This is a genomic window from Pseudomonas sp. (genome assembly GCF_041601375.1).
Lineage (GTDB): Bacteria > Pseudomonadota > Gammaproteobacteria > Pseudomonadales > Pseudomonadaceae > Aquipseudomonas.
This window is the reverse complement of sequence record NZ_JBFIIG010000080.1, coordinates 1-17609: the sequence shown is the minus strand read 5'-3', so window position 1 is coordinate 17609 and position 17609 is coordinate 1. Positions and strand designations below refer to the sequence as shown.

The window sequence follows — 17609 nt, the reverse complement described above, 5'->3', positions numbered from 1 at the left end:
GGCGTCGGCGATCTGCGCGGTGTAATAACCCTCGCCGCAGCCGATATCCAGCCAGCGAGCAGGCGCGTAACCCGCGGCCAGTTCGGCCAGGCGCCTGGCCAGCGGCGCGTAATGGCCACCGTCGAGAAAGCGTCGGCGCGCCTCGACCATGGCGGCGTTGTCGCCGGGGTCGCGGCTGTTCTTGTGCTGCACCGGCAACAGGTTCAGGTAGCCCTGGCGCGCACGGTCGAAACGATGTCCGGCCGGGCAGATCACGCCGTTGTCGACGGCGCTCAAGGCGCCCTGGCAGAGGGGGCAGGTCAGCATCAGGCGAGCAGCTTGACGAGGGTCTGATAGTAGATCTCGGTCAGCACTTCCAGATCGCTGGCCAGCACCCGCTCGTTGATCTGGTGGATGGTGGCGTTGACCGGGCCGAGTTCGACCACCTGGGTGCCCATGGTGGCGATGAAACGCCCATCGGAGGTGCCGCCGCTGGTCGAGGGCCGGGTCTCGCGACCAGTCACGTTCTTGATGCTGGCGGCCACGGCGTCGAGCAGGGCGCCCGGTTCGGTGAGGAACGGCAGGCCGGACAGGGCCCATTCGACGTGGTAGTCGAGGCCGTGCTTGTCGAGGATCGCATTGACCCTGTGCTGCAGGCCTTCGACCGTGGATTCGGTGGAGAAGCGGAAGTTGAAGATCGCCTGCAGCTCGCCGGGGATCACATTGGTGGTGCCGGTGCCTGCATTCAGGTTGGAGACCTGGAAACTGGTCGGCGGGAAGAAGGCGTTGCCGTCGTCCCAGTGTTCGGCGGCCAGCTCGGCCAGCGCCGGCGCGGCCAGGTGGATCGGGTTCTTCGCCAGGTGCGGGTAGGCCACGTGGCCCTGCACGCCGCGCACCGTCAGCTTGGCGCCGAGCGAGCCGCGGCGGCCGTTCTTGACCACGTCGCCGACCAGCGAGGTGCTCGAAGGTTCGCCGACGATGCACCAGTCCAGGCGTTCGCCGCGCGCGGCCAGGCGCTCGACCACGGCCTTGGTGCCGTGCTGGGCCGGGCCTTCTTCGTCGCTGGTGATCAGGAAGGCGATGCGGCCGTTATGTTGCGGGTGGTCGGCGACGAAGCGCTCGACGGCGATGATCATCGACGCCAGGCTGCCCTTCATGTCGGCGGCGCCGCGGCCGCAGAGCATGCCCTGCTCGTCGATCAGCGCGTCGAACGGCTGGTGCTGCCAGGCCTGCAGCGGGCCGGTCGGGACCACGTCGGTGTGCCCGGCGAAGCACAGCACCGGACCCTCCTGCTGGCCATGGCTGGCCCAGAAATTATCCACTTCCTCGATGCGCATGGCTTCGATCTGGAAGCCGAGGGCTTGCAGGCGGCGCATCATCAGCTCCTGGCAGCCTTCGTCGACCGGGGTGACGGACGGGCGGCGAATCAGCTCGCAGGCGAGTTCCAGGGTGGGCGTCAGGGTCGGGGCGGGGGCAGTCATTGCGGCTCCAGAGCGGCATCAAGCGGAAAGGCCGCCATATTAAAGCAAAACGGCGGCCCGGGCCTGCGCCTGCGGTTACAACGCGCGCAGCAGGATGCGCTCGCTGACCTCCAGGTCGATATCGCGGTGTTCGCCGAGGGCGATCAGTTGGTGGCGTTGCAGTTGCGCCAGCACCTGGGGGATTGCATCGGCGTCCAGGCCGTGTTCGGACAGGCGGGTCGGCACGCCCATGCGCTTGAAGAAGGCTTCGGTGGCGGCGATCGCCGCGTCTATGCGTGCGTCGTCGGCGCCTTCGCGCAGCTGCCAGACCCGTTCGGCGTATTGCAGCAGCTTGGCGCGCTTGGCCTCGCGGCGTTCGGCGAGTAACGCCGGCAGGACCACGGCCAGGGTCTGCGCATGGTCGAGGTGGTAGAGCGCGGTCAGCTCGTGGCCGATCAGGTGGGTCGCCCAGTCCTGGGGCACGCCGCAGCCGATCAGGCCGTTGAGCGCCTGGGTGGCGCACCACATCAGGTTGGCCCTGACCCGGTAGTCCTCGGGGTTGCTCAGGGCTTTTGGACCTTCCTCGATCAGGGTCTGCAGCAGGCCTTCGGCGTAGCGGTCCTGCAGCGGTGCGTCGGCCGGGTAGGTCAGGTACTGCTCGATGGTGTGGACGAAGGCATCGACCACGCCGTTGCCGACCTGGCGCACCGGCAGGCTGAAGGTGGTGCAGGGGTCGAGGATGGCGAAACGTGGGAACAGCAGCGGGCTGGAGAACGGCAGCTTCTCCTGACGCGCCACATGGGTGACCACGCCGTGCTGGTTGCTTTCCGAGCCGGTGGCGCCCAGGGTCAGCACGCAGCCCAGCGGCAGCGCGGCTTTGGCGCGGGTACCGGTGAGCAGCTCGAGCGGGTCGCCGGCATGGCACAGCGCCGCGGCGATGAACTTGCTGCCGTCGATCACCGAGCCGCCGCCGATGGCCAGGATGAAATCGCAATGGTCGCGCCTGGCCTGTGCCACGGCGCGCAGCAGGGTGTCGAACTGCGGATTGGCTTCGATGCCGGCGAAGCGGCTGATGGCGAAGCCCGCCAACGCCTCCTCGACCTGGGCCCAGACGCCGTTCTGGAAGATGCTGCCGCCACCGTGGGTGACCAGCACGCGGCTGCCGGCGGGGATTTCCTTGCCGAGCTTGGCGATCTGGCCTTCGCCGAAATGGATCTTGGTCGGGTTGTGAAAACTGAAATTACGCATGGCAGGCTCCGGCAGGCTGGTTTCTTGCGGTCGGCGGACTATAGCGCCGCGGGTTCGAGTAATGCCGTATAGGTGGTCATTCACAGCCCTCTGCCTCGAATCGGCACTTGGGTGCGGCCAGCCAGCTTCCTATAATGCGCGCCTGCCCGGGGTATGGGGATTGAGGTGATGAAATGACGATCGACGAACAACGCTTTGCTGGCATTGCCCGCCTGTACGGTCGCGAGGGCGCCGAGCGCCTGGCCGCGGCGCATGTCGCGGTGGTCGGCATTGGCGGCGTCGGTTCCTGGGCGGCCGAGGCGCTGGCGCGCTCGGGGGTCGGCGAGATCTCGCTGTTCGACCTGGACGATGTCTGCGTCAGCAACACCAACCGGCAGATCCAGGCGCTGGACAGCACGGTCGGCCAGGCCAAGGTCGAGGTGATGGCGGCGCGCATCCGCGCGATCAATCCCGCCTGCGTGGTGCACGCGGTGGCGGACTTCGTCACCCGCGAGAGCATGGCCGAGTACATCACCGGGCAACTCGACGCGGTGATCGACTGCATCGACAGCGTCAACGCCAAGGCGGCGCTGATCTCCTGGTGCAAGCGGCGCAAGATCCAGGTGGTGACCACCGGCGGCGCCGGCGGGCAGATCGACCCGACGCAGATCCAGGTCGGCGACCTGAACAAGACCTGGAACGATCCGCTGGCCTCCAAGGTGCGCTCGACCCTGCGCCGCGACTACAATTTCTCGCGCACGCCGGGGCGCAACTACAGCGTGCCCTGCGTGTTCTCCACCGAGCAACTGCGCTACCCCAAGCCGGACGGCAGCGTGTGCCAGTACAAGGGTTTCGTCGGCGAAGGGGTCAAGCTCGACTGCGCCGGCGGTTTCGGCGCGGCGATGATGGTCACCGCGAGCTTCGGCATGGTCGCCGTGGCCAAGACCGTGGAGAAACTGGTGGCCGGCGCGCGCAGGCCGGCCGAGCGTCAGGCATCATGAGGGTGCTCCAGACTCTGCCGCTGTGACTAGGCGGGAGGCAAGCGGACTCGGGTCGCGTAGGTTGTTTTCGTCGTTCTGGAGCTCGAGGTGGCTGTAATGATTCGCGGATTTCACCCTGCTGCATTGCTCCATGTGCGTGTTGCGTGCCGTGCCCTGGGCGGCCAGTTGCTGATTGTCTTCGCCCTTGCGTTCAGCTCCGCCGGCATGGCGCAGCCAACCGTGCTGATAGGCACGGGCGATTGGGCGCCCTACGTCGACCAGAACAGCAGTGATCAGGGCGCCATGCCGCGCCTGATCCGTGCGGTATTTGCCGAGGCCGGCTATCGGGTGGAGTTCCTCTTCCATCCCTGGGATCGCAACGCGCTGAAGCTGCAGCAGGGCACGCTTGACGCAATCATGCCCTATATCTGCACGGCGGCACGGCGCAGCTTCAGCACCTGCAGTGATCCGCTGATTCTCGGCGAGGTGGTGCTGTTCCACCGCAAGGGGTTGAGCTTCGATTGGCAGGGGATCGAAGACCTGCGGGCGTTTCGCATTGGCACCACCTTGGGCTACTCCTATGGCTCCCGGTTCGATGCAGCCGAGCTGGCCGGGCAATTGCAGGTGGTGCAAAGCGGCAAGGAGGACACCGCTTTTCGTCTGTTGGAGCTGGGCCGTATCGACCTGCACCCGCAGGACCGCGCGGTGGGCTACGCCATGCTGCAGCGGATGTTCTCTGCCGAGGCGCGTGCCGTGATTACCCATCATCCGCTCAGCCTGGTTAGCGACCCACTGCATCTGTTGTTTCGCAAGGATGACCCGCGTGGCGCTGAACTGCGCAAAGTCTTCAATCGCAGCTTGCAGAATTTTGTCGTAAGGGGCGATTTAGAGCGCCTGCAGCAGGCTCTGTATAACGGCAATGCGGATCAGTGGCGGCCAACCAGGAAGCCTTGATTGCAGGGGCGGTTGGCTAGGACGATGGCTGTCTGGTCAGCTCGCGCATGCGCTGCAGCACGGCATTCAGGCCGTTGCTGCGCGAGGGCGAGAGCTGGCGCGCCAGGCCGAGCTGGCCGAACCAGTCGGCCAGGTCGATCTCGGCCAGTTGCGCACCGGTCAGGCCGTTGACCCGCGCCAGCAGCAGCGCCAGCAGCCCGCGCAGTAGGCGCGCATCGCTGCTGGCGCGGAACTGCCAGCACTGCTCCTGGCGTTCGGCGACCAGCCAGACCTGACTTTCGCAGCCGTGCACGCGATTGGCCTCGCAGCGCTCCTCCTCGCTCAGCGCCGGCAGCCGTCCGCCCCACTGCATCAACAGGCGCGCACGCTGTTCCCAGCCCAGGCACTGGCCGAAGGCGGCGAGCGCTTGCTCGGCGCCGGCGGGCAGGTTCATCGCAGCAGCTCCAGGGCCTGGTCCAGCGCGGCGAAGAAACGCTCGAGGTCCGCGCCGTCGTTGTACAGGCCCAGGGAGACGCGGATGGCGCCGGCCAGGCCGAGGCTTTTCAGCAGCGGCATGGCGCAGTGATGACCGGCGCGCACGGCGATACCCTGTTCGGTGAGCAGGTGGGCGAGGTCGGCGTTGTGCATGTCCTCGACGACGAAACTGGCCAGCGCCACTGTGGGTGCGCCGAGCAGGCGGATGCCGGCGCGCGCCCTGAGCCCGGCGAGCAATCGGGCATGCAGCGCGGCTTCGTGGGCGGCCACGGCGGCGGCGTCCAGCGCGGCCAGGTAGTCCAGGCTGGCGCCGAGGGCGATCACTCCGGCGATCGGCGGCGTACCGGCCTCGAAGCCCAGCGGCGCAGCGCGAAACTCGGCGCTCTGGTAATCCGCCACCCGCACCATCTCTCCGCCGAACTGCCAGTGCCTGAGGCGCTGCAATGCCTGCTTGCGGCCATAGAGCAGGCCGACGCCATCGGGCCCATAGAGTTTGTGGCTGGAGCAAACATAGAAATCGCACCCCAGGGCCTCGACGTCATGCCGGCCATGCACCACGCCCTGGGCGCCATCGACCACGGTCAGCGCGCCCCGCGCTTGGCCCAGGGCCAGCAGTTCGGCCAGCGGCTGCCAGCAACCGAGCACATTGGACAGCTGACTGAGCGCCAGCACGCGGGTGCGCGGGCCGATCAGGCCGGCCGCCTGTTCGAGGTCGATCAGGCCGCTGTCATCCAGCGGCAGAACGACCAGCTCGAGGTGGCGACGCTGGGCCAGCTGCTGCCAGGGCAGCAGGTTGGCGTGGTGTTCCAGGGCGCTGATGACGATCTGCTCGCCGGCTTGCAACTCATGCTCCAGGCCATAGGCGAGCAGGTTGAAGGCCTCGGTGGCGCTGCGGGTAAACAGGATCTGCGCCGAGTCCGTCGCATTCAGCCAGCGCGCGGCCTTGTCACGGCTGCTTTCGAAGGCGCGGGTCGCCCGCTCGCCCGGCAGATGCTGGGCACGATGGACATTGGCCGCACCGCCAGCGTAATAGCCGAGCAGGGCATCGAGCATGGCCTGCGGCTTTTGCGCGGTGGCGGCGCTGTCCAGGTAGGTCTGGCCTTCGGCGTCGAGGGCCAGGATGCCGGGGAAGTCAGCGCGCCAAGGGGAGATCAGGGACATGGGGTTCACCCGATGGTGCGGGGATCGTTCGTAGGGGGCGCGGAGCCGCCCAGGTCGTGCGCACCAGGTGCTGCTCGATGTGCGAATGGTGCGCGCGGCGCACCCTACTCGGATCAGTTGTGGGCGTGCAGGGCTTCGTTGAGCTCGATCGCCGACTTGTGGGTCTTGCACTCCACGGCGCCGGTTTGCGAGTTGCGGCGGAACAGCAGGTCCGGTTGGCCGGCCAGTTCGCGCGCCTTGAGCACCGTGACCATCTGGTTCTGGCCATCGAGCAGCGTGACTTTGGTGCCGGCGGTGATGTAGAGACCCGACTCCACGGTGTTGCGGTCGCCCAGGGGGATGCCGATGCCGGCGTTGGCGCCGATCAGGCAGCCTTCGCCCACGGAGATCACCAGGTTGCCGCCGCCGGACAGGGTGCCCATGGTCGAGCAGCCGCCGCCCAGATCCGAGCCCTTGCCGACGAATACCCCGGCGGAGACGCGGCCTTCGATCATGCCCGGACCTTCGGTGCCGGCATTGAAGTTGACGAAGCCTTCGTGCATCACCGTGGTGCCTTCACCGATGTAGGCGCCCAGGCGCACGCGGGCGGTGTCGGCGATGCGCACGCCGCTCGGCACCACGTAGTCGGTCATCTTGGGGAACTTGTCCACCGAGAAGACTTCCAGCAGTTCGCCTTTCAGGCGCGCTTCCAGTTGGCGTTCGCCCAGTTCGAGCAGGTCGATGGCGCCCTGGCTGGTCCAGGCCACGTTCGGCAGCAGCGGGAAGATCCCGGTCAGGTTCAGGCCGTGTGGCTTGACCAGGCGATGGGACAGCAGGTGCAGCTTGAGGTAGGCCTCGGGCGTGCTGCTCAGCGGCGCATCTTCGCCAAGGAAGGTGGCAACCAACGGCTGGTGGCTTTCCGCCAGGCGGGTGAGCAGGGCTGCCTGGGCGGCGTCGATGCCTTTCAGGGCTTCGGCCAGCTCGCCTGCCTGCTGGGTGCTGAAGCCGATCGCCTGGTTGCCACCGCTGTAGCCCAGTTTCTCCGCGGCCTTGGCCACCAGTTCGGCCGCTGGCTTGAGCATCGGTTGGGCATAGAAGACTTCCAGCCAGTTGCTTTGACGGTTCTGGGTGCCGACACCAAAGGCCAGGCTGAACAGGGTCGTGGTCATGTTGCTTTCCTTAACGCGAATTCAATGGGAGTTGTTCAAACCAGTTCGGCGGCATAGCGCTCGGGCTTGAAGCCAACCAGGGTCTTGTTGCCGAGATCCAGCACCGGGCGCTTGATCATCGACGGCTGGGCGAGCATCAGCTCGACCGCCTTGTGCTGGTCGAGGTCGGTTTTGTGCGCCTCGTCCAGTTTGCGGAAGGTGGTGCCAGCACGGTTGAGAATGGTTTCCCAGCCATGCTCGTTGCACCACTTGTCCAGGTTCTCGCGGTCGATACCAGCGGCTTTGTAATCATGAAAGACGTAGCTTACCCCGTGCTGGTCGAGCCAGGTACGGGCTTTCTTCATGGTGTCGCAGGCTTTGATGCCAAACAGGGTAGTGCTCATGCTTGCAGGCTCTTTACAAAGTCACGGATACGTTCGGCCGCTTGCACGCACTCGGCCAGCGGCGCGACCAGGGCCATGCGCACGCGATTGGCGCCCGGGTTCACCCCGTCGACACTGCGCGACAGGTAGGAACCGGGCACCACGGTCACGTGCTCGCGGGCGAACAGCTCACGGGTAAAGGTTTCGTCGTCCAGCGGGGTTTTCGCCCACAGGTAGAAGCCGCCATCCGGGCGCTGTACATCGAGCACGCCGTCGAGAATCGCCAGCACCGCGTCGAACTTCTCGCGATACAGCGCGCGGTTGGCCGCGACGTGCTGCTCGTCGTTCCAGGCGGCAATGCTGGCCAGCTGGGTTTGCACCGGCATGGCGCAGCCGTGGTAGGTACGGTACAGCAGGAAAGATTTCAATATGTCGGCGTCGCCGGCGACGAAGCCCGAACGCAGGCCCGGCAGGTTGGAGCGCTTGGACAGGCTGTGGAACACCACGCAGCGCTTGAAGTCGTTGCGGCCCAGTTCGGCGCAGGCCGTCAGCAGCCCGGCGGGCGGCTGCTGCTCGTCGAAGTACAGCTCGCTGTAGCACTCGTCGGCGGCGATGACGAAATCGTACTCATCGGCCAGCTGGATCAGCTTCTTCAGGACGGCCGGTGGAATCAGTGCGCCGGTCGGGTTGCCGGGCGAGCAGAGGAAGAGGATCTGGCAGCGCTGCCAGACGTCGCTGGCGACCGCGTCGAAATCCGGGTTGAAGCCGTGCTGCTCCAGGCACGCCAGGTAGTGCGGCTGGGCACCGGCGAGCAGGGCCGCGCCTTCGTAGATCTGGTAGAACGGGTTGGGGCTGACCACCAGGCCGCCGATGTCGCGTTGCACCACGGTCTGGGTGAAGGCGAACAGGGCTTCGCGGGTGCCGTTGACCGGCAGTACATGGCGCGCCGGGTCGAGCGCACCGGCCGGCAGATCGAAGCGCCGGCTGCACCAGCTGGCGATCGCTTCGCGCAGTTCGGCTATGCCCAGGGTGCTGGGGTAGACCGCCAGCTTCTCCAGGTTGGCGCTGAGCGCCTCGGCGACGAATGCCGGCGAGCGGTGCTTGGGCTCGCCGATCGACAGGGCGATGGCCGGCTTGTCGCCGGGCGGCCGGGCGCCGGCGAGCAGGGCGCGGAGCTTCTCGAAGGGGTAGGGCTGCAGCTGGTTCAAGGCGTCGTTCATTATTCTTTCCTGGGTGCTACAAGCGGCAGCCGTACGGGATTTGGCTTGCCGCTGTCTCGATCAAATGGGTATCCGGCTTGGCTCTGAGCCCTGCCCGTTGGCGTCCGAGAGCTGCTCGATGATGGTTTCCTGCAGCTGGCGACAGAGTTCGGGGTCGGACAGCGGCTGGTTGTGGCTGTCGGTGACGAAGAACACGTCTTCCACCCGTTCGCCGAGGGTGGCGATCTTGGCGTTCTGCAGCGACAGGTCGAAGTCGAGGAAGATCCGTCCGACGCGTGCCAGCAGGCCGGGGCGGTCGGGGGCGGTCAATTCGAGGATGGTCACCGGGCGTTGCGCGTCGTTGTGGATGGTCACCCGCGGGGCGAAGGCAAAATGCTTGAGCTGGCGCGGTACCCGGCGCTGGATGATGCTCGGGTACTCGTCGGGGTTCTTCAGTGCGTCGATCAGGCCCTGGCGGATCTGCTTGATGCGCGCCGGATTGTCGCCAATCGAGCCGCCCTCGGCCTCCAGCACGATGTAGGTGTCGAGGGTGAACTGGCTGGTCGAGGTGAGAATCCGTGCGTCATGGATGTTCAGGTTGAGCTGGGCCATGGCCGCCACGGTCACGGCGAAGAAGTCGTGCTGGTCGGCGGCATAGATGAAGATCTGGGTGCCGCCCTCGAATTCGCGCTGGGTGGTCTCCTTGATCAGCACCAGCGGATTGCCGTCGTTGGCGTGCTGCAGGATCGCCTCGGCATGCCAGGCCACATCGCCTGCGGTGTGGCGCAGGAAGTAGTCGTCGCCCAGCTGCGACCAGAGCTGCTCGGCGTCGTCCGGGTCGGTGCCGCCGCGCACCAGGATGTCCAGGGCGGCGCTCTGGGTCAGGCGAATCTGCTCTTCACGATCCAGCGGGTTTTCCAGGCCGCGGTTGAGGGCGCGCTTGGTCTCGGTGTAGAGCTGGCGCAGCAGGCTGGCGCGCCAGGAGTTCCACAGGCTGGGGTTGGTGGCGTTGATGTCGGCCACGGTCAGCACATAGAGGTAGTCCAGGCGCGTCTGATCGCCGACCAGACGGGCGAAATCGAAGATCACCTGTGGGTCGGAGAGGTCCTTGCGCTGGGCGGTGGTCGACATCACCAGATGGTTCTGCACCAGCCAGACGATCAGCTTGCTGTCCCAGTTGGGCAGTTGATGGCGCACGCAGAAGGCTTCGGCATCTACCGCGCCCAGCTCGGAGTGGTCGCCGCCGCGGCCCTTGCCGATGTCATGGTAAAGACCGGCGATGTATATCAACTCGGGTTTGGGCAGTTTGCCGATCAGCTTGCTGGCCAGGGGGAATTTCTCGGCCAGCTCCGTCCACTTGAATTTGCGCAGGTGCTTGATCAGGTTGAGGGTGTGCGCATCGACCGTATAGATGTGGAACAGGTCGTGCTGCATCTGTCCGACGATATGCCCGAACTCGGGCAGGTAGCGCCCGAGAATGCCGTAGCGGTTCATGCGGCGCAGGTTGCGGTGGATACCTTGCGGGGTCTTGAACAGCTCGATGAACAGGCTGGTATTGCGGATGTCATTGCGGAATTCGTCATCGATCAGATGACGGTGATCGCGCAGCAGGCGAATGCTGTCGGCGCACACGCCTTTGATCTCGGGGTGCTGGGCCATCAGCACGAAGATCTCCAGAATGGCGAAGGGCGTGCGTTTGAAGACGTTGGGGTGGGTGACTTCGATATAGCCGTCGCGAAGTTGGAAGCGGCTGTTGAGCGGCTGCGCCTGGCCGCTTTGGCCGGCGCGGAGGATTTCTTCCTCGAAGTGCTGATTGATCAGGTCGCTCAGTTCGGCGATGCCCATCACCACGCGGTAGTACTTCTGCATGAAGCGTTCGATCGCCAGTTTGGCGTTGCCGTCTTCATAGCCCAGCAGGCTGGCGATCTCGCGCTGGTGGTCGAACAGCAGGCGGTCTTCGGCTCGGCCGGCGAGCATGTGCAGGGCGTAACGGACCTTCCACAGGAATTCCTGGCTGGACACCAGTAGGGCGTATTCGCTTTCCAGGAGAAAGCCCTGGCCGACCATGGCGTGCAGATTCAAGGTGCCGAAATGCCGGCGGGCGACCCAGAGGATGGTCTGGATGTCGCGCAGGCCGCCCGGCGAGCCCTTGACGTTGGGTTCTAGGTTGTACTCGGTGTCGTTGTACTTGGCATGGCGGGCACGCTGCTCTTTGCGTTTGGCCAGGTAGAACTGCTTGCTCGGCCACATCTGCGCGGTGCTGGTGACGTCCTGCATGCGCTGGCGCAGGCGTTCGGGGCCGGCGATGGTGCGGCTTTCCATCAGGTTGGTGACCACCGTCAGGTCGGCGCGGGCTTCTTCGGCGCACTCGTCGACCGAACGCACACTTTGCCCGACTTCCAGGCCAATGTCCCAGAGCAGGGTGAGGAAGCGTTCGATCGGCTCGCGGAAGGTTTCGTGGTCGGCGCTGTCGAGCAGGATCAGCAGGTCGATGTCCGAGTAGGGGTGCAGTTCGCCCCGGCCATAGCCGCCCACCGCCAGCAGGGCGATGTCGGCGTCTTCGCTCCACTCCAGGCGATCCCAGGCTTCACGCAGGATCTGGTCGGTGAACCAGGCGCGATCCTCGACCAGTCGGCGCACCTCGCGACCTTCCTTGAAGCGCGCGTCGAGCACCTCGTGGGCGCGGCGGATGACCTTCTTGAAGGCGCCGATGGGGCTGGCCTTCAGCGCCAGTTCGGCCTGGAATTGCCCGCGGTCGAACAGCTCGGAGTCTACCTGCGGCATGCGCCGATCTTCCTCTATAGGGGCGGCGATCATCAGGCCGACGTGCGGGGGATGGTGTCGTCGCTGCGCAGGGTGAAGATCTCGTAGCCGTCGGCGGTGACCAGGATGGTGTGCTCCCACTGCGCCGAGAGCTTGCGGTCCTTGGTGATCGCGGTCCAGCCATCGCCGAGCAGGCGGGTTTCCGCGCGGCCCTGGTTGATCATCGGCTCGATGGTGAAGGTCATGCCTTCTTTCAGCTCCATGCCGGTGCCGGCGCGACCGTAATGCAGCACCTGCGGCTCTTCGTGGAACACCGCGCCAATGCCATGGCCGCAGTACTCGCGCACCACCGAGAAACCGTTCTTCTCCGCATGCTTCTGGATCACTTCACCGATGTCGCCCAGGCGGGTGCCGGGACGCACCAGCTGGATGCCTTTATACATGCACTCCTGGGTGATCTTGGCCAGGCGCTCGGCCCACTCCGGCACCTTGCCGACCATGAACATCTTGCTGGTGTCGCCGTGATAGCCGTCCTTGATCACGGTGATGTCGATGTTCAGCACATCGCCGTCTTTAAGCGGCTTCTCGTTGGGGATGCCGTGGCAGACCACATGGTTGACCGAGGTGCAGATCGACTTGGGGAAGCCCTTGTAGTTGAGAGGCGCTGGGATGGCCTGCTGCACATTGACGATGTAGTCATGGCAGAGGCGATCCAGTTCTTCAGTGGTGACGCCGGGCTTGACGTGTTCGCCGATCATTTCCAGTACGTCGGCGGCCAGGCGGCCGGCTACGCGCATTTTCTCGATTTCTGCGGGGGATTTGATGGTGACGGTCATATGCAGCTCTCGGGCGCGAACGGAAAGGGCAACATCTTAACAGCTTCAAGCCGCAAGCCATAAGCCGCAAGCAGGAGGCTGCCAACCTGGCGCTTTAAGCTTGTAGCTTGCGGCTGCCTTCTATGGTATAAAACGCGCCGCTTTACGGGCTGTCTGCCTGGGAGCTTTAATCCACACACGTATCGACACGATTTCCTGGGTGCCTTTCGCCAAGTGCGCAAGGTTGGAGATTGGGGTACGTGGAGGCCTAACCCGACTTATCAAGGAACTATCATGTCCCAAGTCAATATGCGCGATATGCTGAAGGCCGGTGTGCACTTCGGTCACCAGACCCGTTACTGGAACCCGAAAATGGGTAAGTACATTTTCGGCGCGCGTAACAAGATTCACATCATCAACCTCGAAAAAACCCTGCCGATGTTCAATGACGCGCTGTCGTTCGTTGAGAAGCTGGCCTCGGGCAAGAACAAGATCCTGTTCGTCGGCACCAAGCGTTCCGCTGGCAAGATCGTCGCTCAAGAAGCAGCGCGTTGCGGCTCGCCGTACGTCGACCATCGCTGGTTGGGCGGCATGCTGACCAACTACAAGACCATCCGCGCTTCGATCAAGCGTCTGCGTGATCTGGAAGTTCAGTCCCAGGACGGCACTTTCACCAAGCTGACCAAGAAAGAAGCCCTGATGCGCACCCGTGATCTGGAAAAACTGGATCGCAGCCTGGGTGGTATCAAGGACATGGGCGGTCTGCCGGACGCTCTGTTCGTGATCGACGTCGACCACGAGCGCATTGCTATCACCGAAGCCAACAAGCTGGGTATCCCGGTCATTGGCGTGGTCGATACCAACAGCAGCCCGGAAGGCGTTGACTACATCATCCCGGGTAACGACGATGCCATCCGCGCCATCCAGCTGTACATGGGCGCCATGGCAGATGCCGTAGTTCGCGGTCGCACCAACACCGGCGGCACCGACGAATTCGTCGAGCAAGCCCCGGCAGCTCCTGCAGCCGAAGCGGCTCAGGGCTAAGCGGTAAGCGCCAAGCGTTACTCGCTACGCAAAAAGGGGGCTAGGCCCCCTTTTTGCCACTTTGAAAACCATTGTCGGCCGGTTGTTGTTCGTCGGATCCAGGCAATGTGTTTACAGAATTGATCGCCCGTTCAGGCGGGTGGAATGGTTAACAACCTATCCAAGAGGAATTTGAAATGGCAGAGATTACTGCGGCATTAGTCAAGGAGCTGCGTGAGCGCACTGGCGAAGGCATGATGGATTGCAAAAAGGCCTTGACCAAGGCCGGCGGCGACATCGAGAAAGCCATTGATGATATGCGTGCTTCCGGCGCGATCAAGGCGGCCAAGAAGGCGGGCAACATCGCTGCCGAAGGTGCTATCGCGGTCAAGGTTGCCGAAGACGGCAAGTCGGCCGTGATCCTCGAAGTCAACTCGCAAACCGACTTCCTGGCGCTGCAGGACGATTTCAAGAATTTCGTCAACGGCAGCCTGGAAAAGGCCTTCGCTGACAAGCTGGCCGATGTGGCGCCGCTGATTGCCGCTCAGGAAGAGGCGCGCCTGGCCCTGGTGGCCAAGGTCGGCGAGAACGTCAACATCCGTCGTCTGGCTCGCGTTGAAGGCGACGTGGTCGGCGCTTACCTGCACGGCAACAAGATTGGTGTGGTCGTGGTCCTCAACGGCGGTGACGCCGAGTTGGCCAGGGACATCGCCATGCACGTGGCCGCCAGCAACCCGGAATTCCTGCTGCCTAGCGAAGTTTCCGCCGAAGCGATCGAGCGCGAGAAAGCCGTGTTCATGAGCCTCAACGAAGACAAGATCAAGGGCAAGCCGGCCGAAATCGTCGAGAAGATGGTGGGTGGCCGTATCCAGAAGTTCCTCGCCGAAGCCAGTCTGGTCGAGCAGTCCTTCGTCAAAGACCCGGAAATCAAGGTCGGTGCTCTGGCCAAGAAGGCTGGGGCTGAAATCGTTTCCTTCACGCGCTTCCAGGTTGGCGAAGGCATCGAGAAGCCGGTAGACAACTTCGCCGAAGAAGTTGCTGCGCAACTGGCTGCCAGCAAGCAGTAAGACGCTTTATAGTTGTCGCCCCGAAGAGGCTGCCCGCTTATGCGTGCGGCCTCTTTGTCGAATTAGGGGGTTGTTTGTTTGACGCGCTCGCGGTTGGCGCTGCACAAATGGCTCCGGGCGCTGTCGAAGCGCTCGATTAATCCGTGCCGCAAGGCGCGCAACGAATGTAAACGCCGCAGGAGAGACTGGTAATGGCTCAGCAGGTGAGTGGTCGTCAACCGCGCTATAAGCGCATTCTGCTCAAACTCAGCGGCGAGGCCCTGATGGGGTCGGAAGACTTCGGTATCGACCCCAAGGTGCTCGATCGTATGGCCCTGGAAGTCGGCCAGTTGGTGGGCATCGGCGTGCAGGTCGGTCTGGTCATCGGCGGCGGCAATCTGTTCCGCGGTGCGGCGCTCTCCGCGGCCGGCATGGATCGGGTCACCGGCGACCACATGGGCATGCTGGCCACCGTGATGAACGCCCTGGCCATGCGCGATGCGCTGGAGCGTTCGAATATCCCGGCGATCGTGATGTCGGCGATTTCCATGGTCGGGGTGACCGATCACTACGATCGGCGCAAGGCGCTGCGTCATCTGAAAACCGGTGAGGTGGTGATCTTCGCCGCTGGCACCGGTAATCCGTTCTTCACCACCGATTCGGCTGCCTGTCTGCGCGCAATCGAGACCGATGCCGACGTGGTGTTGAAGGCGACCAAGGTGGACGGGGTGTACACCGCCGATCCGTTCAAGGATCCGCATGCGGAGAAATTCGACCACCTGACTTACGATGAAGTACTGGATCGCAAGCTCGGCGTGATGGATCTGACGGCCATCTGCCTGTGCCGCGATCACAAGATGCCGTTGCGCGTCTTCAATATGAACAAACCCGGTGCCCTGCTGAATATCGTGCTGGGCGGCGCCGAAGGTACTCTGATCGAGGAAAGTGAAAAATGATCAACGAGATCAAGAAAGACACCCAGGAACGCATGCAGAAGAGCCTGGATTCGCTGATTCATGCTTTCAGTCGCATTCGCACCGGCCAGGCCCACCCAAGCATCCTGGGTGGGGTGATGGTGCCTTATTACGGTACCGACACCCCCTTGAATCAGGTGGCCAACGTGACCGTCAAGGATTCGCGCACCCTGCAGGTCGTGGCGTTCGAGCGCGGCATGCTGGCTGCCGTCGATAAGGCGATCCAGAGTTCCGGTCTGGGCTTCAATCCGACCAACCTGGGTGAGCTGCTGCTGATTTCCATGCCGGCGCTGACCGAAGAAACCCGCAAGGGCTTCACCAAGCAGGCGCGTGATGCGGCCGAAGATGGCCGTATTGCCGTGCGCAATATCCGCCGCGATGCCTTGAGTCAGCTGAAGGATCTGGTCAAGGAGAAGGAAATCAGCGAAGACGAAGAGCGTCGCGCCGCCGATGATATCCAGAAGCTGACGGACAAGTTCGTGGCGGAGATCGAGGTGGCCGTGAAGCAGAAAGAAGCGGATCTGATGGCCGTTTAGCGGTCAGGAGATCTCCATGCACAAGTCCAAAGACGGCGCTAAAGCGGCCGTGCCACGTCATGTGGCGATCATCATGGACGGTAATAACCGCTGGGCGCGCAAGCGGCTGCTGCCGGGGATTGCTGGGCATAAGGCCGGTGTCGATGCGGTGCGCGCGGTCATCGAGGTGTGCGCCGAGGCCGGAGTCGAGGTGCTGACCCTGTTCGCCTTCTCCAGCGAGAACTGGCAGCGCCCGGCCGACGAGGTGGGGGCGCTGATGGAGTTGTTCCTCGGCGCGCTTCGTCGTGAGGCGAAGAAGCTCGACGAAAACGGCATCAGCCTGCGCATCATCGGCGATCGCTCGCGCTTTCATCCGGAGTTGCAGGCGGCCATGCGCGAGGCCGAGGCCTTGACCGCTGGCGATAAGCGATTCGTCCTGCAGATTGCCGCCAACTATGGCGGCCAGTGGGATATCGCGCAGGCGGCGCAGCGTCTGGCCCGCGAGGTTCAGGGCGGGCACTTGCGTCCTGACGACATTACCCCCGAGCTGTTGCAGAGCTGTCTGGCGACCGGCGATTTGCCCTTGCCCGATCTGTGCATTCGTACGGGTGGCGAGCATCGCATCAGTAATTTCCTGTTATGGCAGTTGGCCTACAGCGAGCTGTATTTCTCTGACCTGTTCTGGCCGGACTTCAAGCACGACGCCATGCGCAAGGCCTTGGCGGATTACGCCAAGCGCCAGCGGCGTTTTGGTCGATCCGCTGAACAGGTCGATGCCGAGGCACGTGCCTGATGCTTAAACAACGGATCATCACTGCATTGGTGTTGCTGCCCATCGCCCTGGTCGGGTTCTTCCTGCTCGACGGGGCGGCCTTTGCGCTGTTCATCGGTGCGGTGGTCAGCCTGGGTGCCTGGGAGTGGGCGCGTCTGGCGGGCCTGGCCGGGCAGCCGTTGCGCGTGGCCTATGCTGCGGGCGTCGCGGCGCTGCTGTTCGGCCTCTATCAGCTGCCGCTGCTGGCGCCCTGGCTGCTGCTGCTCGCGGTCGTCTGGTGGGCGCTGGCCACTGTGCTGGTCATGAGCTATCCGGCCAGTAGCCGCTATTGGACCGGGCTGCCGGCCAGGCTGTTGATCGGTCTGCTGATCCTGCTGCCGGCCTGGCAGGGTCTGGTGCTGTTCAAACAGTGGCCCTCGGCCAATGCGCTGATCCTGGCGGTGATGGTGCTGGTCTGGGGGGCGGATATCGGTGCCTATTTCACCGGCAAGGCCTTCGGCAAGCGCAAGCTGGCGCCGCGGGTCAGTCCGGGCAAGAGCTGGGAGGGCGCGGCAGGCGGTCTGTTCGTCAGCTTGCTGATCACCCTGGCGGTCGGCCTCTACCAGGGCTGGCTCTTCAGTGAATTGCTCCTGGTGCTGGCGGGTGCGGCGCTGGTGGTGTCGATTTCGGTGGTCGGCGATCTGACCGAGAGCATGTTCAAGCGGCAGGCCGGGCTCAAGGACAGCAGCAATCTGCTGCCGGGGCACGGCGGCGTGCT

18 protein-coding genes are annotated in these 17609 nt (G+C 64.2%); 8 read left to right on the top strand and 10 right to left on the bottom strand.

Annotation, left to right across the window (positions count from 1 at the left end; all coding sequences use genetic code 11):
* The 3 genes from ABZE94_RS12160 to ABZE94_RS12150 all read right to left on the bottom strand — a co-directional run.
* Nucleotides 1-306 (bottom strand): putative RNA methyltransferase (locus tag ABZE94_RS12160; protein WP_372875778.1); only part of this gene is annotated, 306 nt, incomplete at its 3' end.
* Nucleotides 306-1460, bottom strand: a complete 1155-nt coding sequence (gene dapE / locus ABZE94_RS12155; protein ID WP_372875777.1) for a succinyl-diaminopimelate desuccinylase — start codon at nt 1458-1460, stop codon at nt 306-308. The genes dapE and ABZE94_RS12160, both read right to left, overlap by 1 nt.
* A 75-nt stretch (nt 1461-1535) precedes the next feature.
* Entirely contained in the window at nt 1536-2687 is a 1152-nt protein-coding gene (locus ABZE94_RS12150) for an iron-containing alcohol dehydrogenase (RefSeq protein WP_372875776.1), read from the bottom strand.
* A 173-nt stretch (nt 2688-2860) separates the two neighbouring features.
* On the opposite strand from ABZE94_RS12150, the gene tcdA reads away from it, so the two are divergent.
* Together tcdA and ABZE94_RS12140 are read left to right on the top strand one after the other, a co-directional pair.
* Nucleotides 2861-3667, top strand: coding sequence for a tRNA cyclic N6-threonylcarbamoyladenosine(37) synthase TcdA (gene tcdA, locus ABZE94_RS12145; protein ID WP_372875775.1), 807 nt, complete (start codon nt 2861-2863; stop codon nt 3665-3667).
* Nucleotides 3668-3763: 96 nt separating this feature from the next.
* A complete protein-coding gene (locus tag ABZE94_RS12140; RefSeq protein WP_372875774.1) occupies nt 3764-4600 on the top strand; it encodes a substrate-binding periplasmic protein in 837 nt (278 codons plus the stop codon).
* A gap of 16 nt (nt 4601-4616) precedes the next feature.
* Here ABZE94_RS12140 and ABZE94_RS12135 read toward each other — a convergent pair whose 3' ends face one another.
* The 7 genes from ABZE94_RS12135 to map form a co-directional block, all read right to left on the bottom strand.
* Nucleotides 4617-5033, bottom strand: a complete 417-nt coding sequence (locus tag ABZE94_RS12135; RefSeq protein WP_372875773.1) for a SufE family protein — start codon at nt 5031-5033, stop codon at nt 4617-4619.
* Nucleotides 5030-6235 carry an aminotransferase class V-fold PLP-dependent enzyme gene (locus ABZE94_RS12130; protein ID WP_372875772.1) on the bottom strand — a complete coding sequence of 402 codons (1206 nt, stop codon included), beginning with the start codon at nt 6233-6235 and terminating at the stop codon, nt 5030-5032. The genes ABZE94_RS12135 and ABZE94_RS12130 overlap by 4 nt, the downstream gene beginning before the upstream one ends.
* Before the next feature lie 113 nt (nt 6236-6348).
* Nucleotides 6349-7383 (bottom strand): 2,3,4,5-tetrahydropyridine-2,6-dicarboxylate N-succinyltransferase, encoded by a 1035-nt coding sequence (dapD, locus tag ABZE94_RS12125; RefSeq protein WP_372875771.1) that lies wholly within the window; start codon nt 7381-7383, stop codon nt 6349-6351.
* Nucleotides 7384-7418: 35 nt separating this feature from the next.
* A complete protein-coding gene (locus tag ABZE94_RS12120; protein ID WP_372875770.1) occupies nt 7419-7766 on the bottom strand; it encodes an ArsC family reductase in 348 nt (115 codons plus the stop codon).
* Nucleotides 7763-8965 carry a succinyldiaminopimelate transaminase gene (gene dapC, locus ABZE94_RS12115; protein WP_372875769.1) on the bottom strand — a complete coding sequence of 401 codons (1203 nt, stop codon included), beginning with the start codon at nt 8963-8965 and terminating at the stop codon, nt 7763-7765. Before dapC ends, ABZE94_RS12120 begins: the two co-directional genes overlap by 4 nt.
* 60 nt (nt 8966-9025) lie before the next feature.
* Nucleotides 9026-11728, bottom strand: coding sequence for a [protein-PII] uridylyltransferase (locus ABZE94_RS12110; RefSeq protein WP_372875768.1), 2703 nt, complete (start codon nt 11726-11728; stop codon nt 9026-9028).
* Between the two features lie 32 nt (nt 11729-11760).
* Complete coding sequence (gene map / locus ABZE94_RS12105; protein ID WP_372875767.1) at nt 11761-12543, bottom strand: type I methionyl aminopeptidase; 783 nt, start codon at nt 12541-12543, stop codon at nt 11761-11763.
* A gap of 273 nt (nt 12544-12816) precedes the next feature.
* Between map and rpsB the strand changes: the two genes are divergently transcribed.
* The 6 genes from rpsB to ABZE94_RS12075 all read left to right on the top strand — a co-directional run.
* Nucleotides 12817-13566 carry a 30S ribosomal protein S2 gene (rpsB, locus tag ABZE94_RS12100; RefSeq protein ID WP_372875766.1) on the top strand — a complete coding sequence of 250 codons (750 nt, stop codon included), beginning with the start codon at nt 12817-12819 and terminating at the stop codon, nt 13564-13566.
* Nucleotides 13567-13742: 176 nt separating this feature from the next.
* Nucleotides 13743-14612, top strand: coding sequence for a translation elongation factor Ts (gene tsf, locus ABZE94_RS12095; protein ID WP_372875765.1), 870 nt, complete (start codon nt 13743-13745; stop codon nt 14610-14612).
* Nucleotides 14613-14803: 191 nt separating this feature from the next.
* On the top strand, nt 14804-15547 hold the full coding sequence (gene pyrH / locus ABZE94_RS12090; RefSeq protein ID WP_172147861.1) for a UMP kinase: 744 nt from the start codon (nt 14804-14806) through the stop codon (nt 15545-15547).
* Nucleotides 15544-16101 carry a ribosome recycling factor gene (gene frr, locus ABZE94_RS12085; RefSeq protein WP_372875764.1) on the top strand — a complete coding sequence of 186 codons (558 nt, stop codon included), beginning with the start codon at nt 15544-15546 and terminating at the stop codon, nt 16099-16101. The genes pyrH and frr overlap by 4 nt, the downstream gene beginning before the upstream one ends.
* A 16-nt stretch (nt 16102-16117) precedes the next feature.
* The gene (gene uppS, locus ABZE94_RS12080) at nt 16118-16873 is read left to right on the top strand and encodes a polyprenyl diphosphate synthase (RefSeq protein WP_372875763.1); all 756 of its coding nucleotides are present in this window, start codon (nt 16118-16120) and stop codon (nt 16871-16873) included.
* A partial coding sequence (locus ABZE94_RS12075; protein WP_372875762.1) for a phosphatidate cytidylyltransferase occupies nt 16873-17609 on the top strand: 737 nt, incomplete at its 3' end. The genes uppS and ABZE94_RS12075, both read left to right, overlap by 1 nt.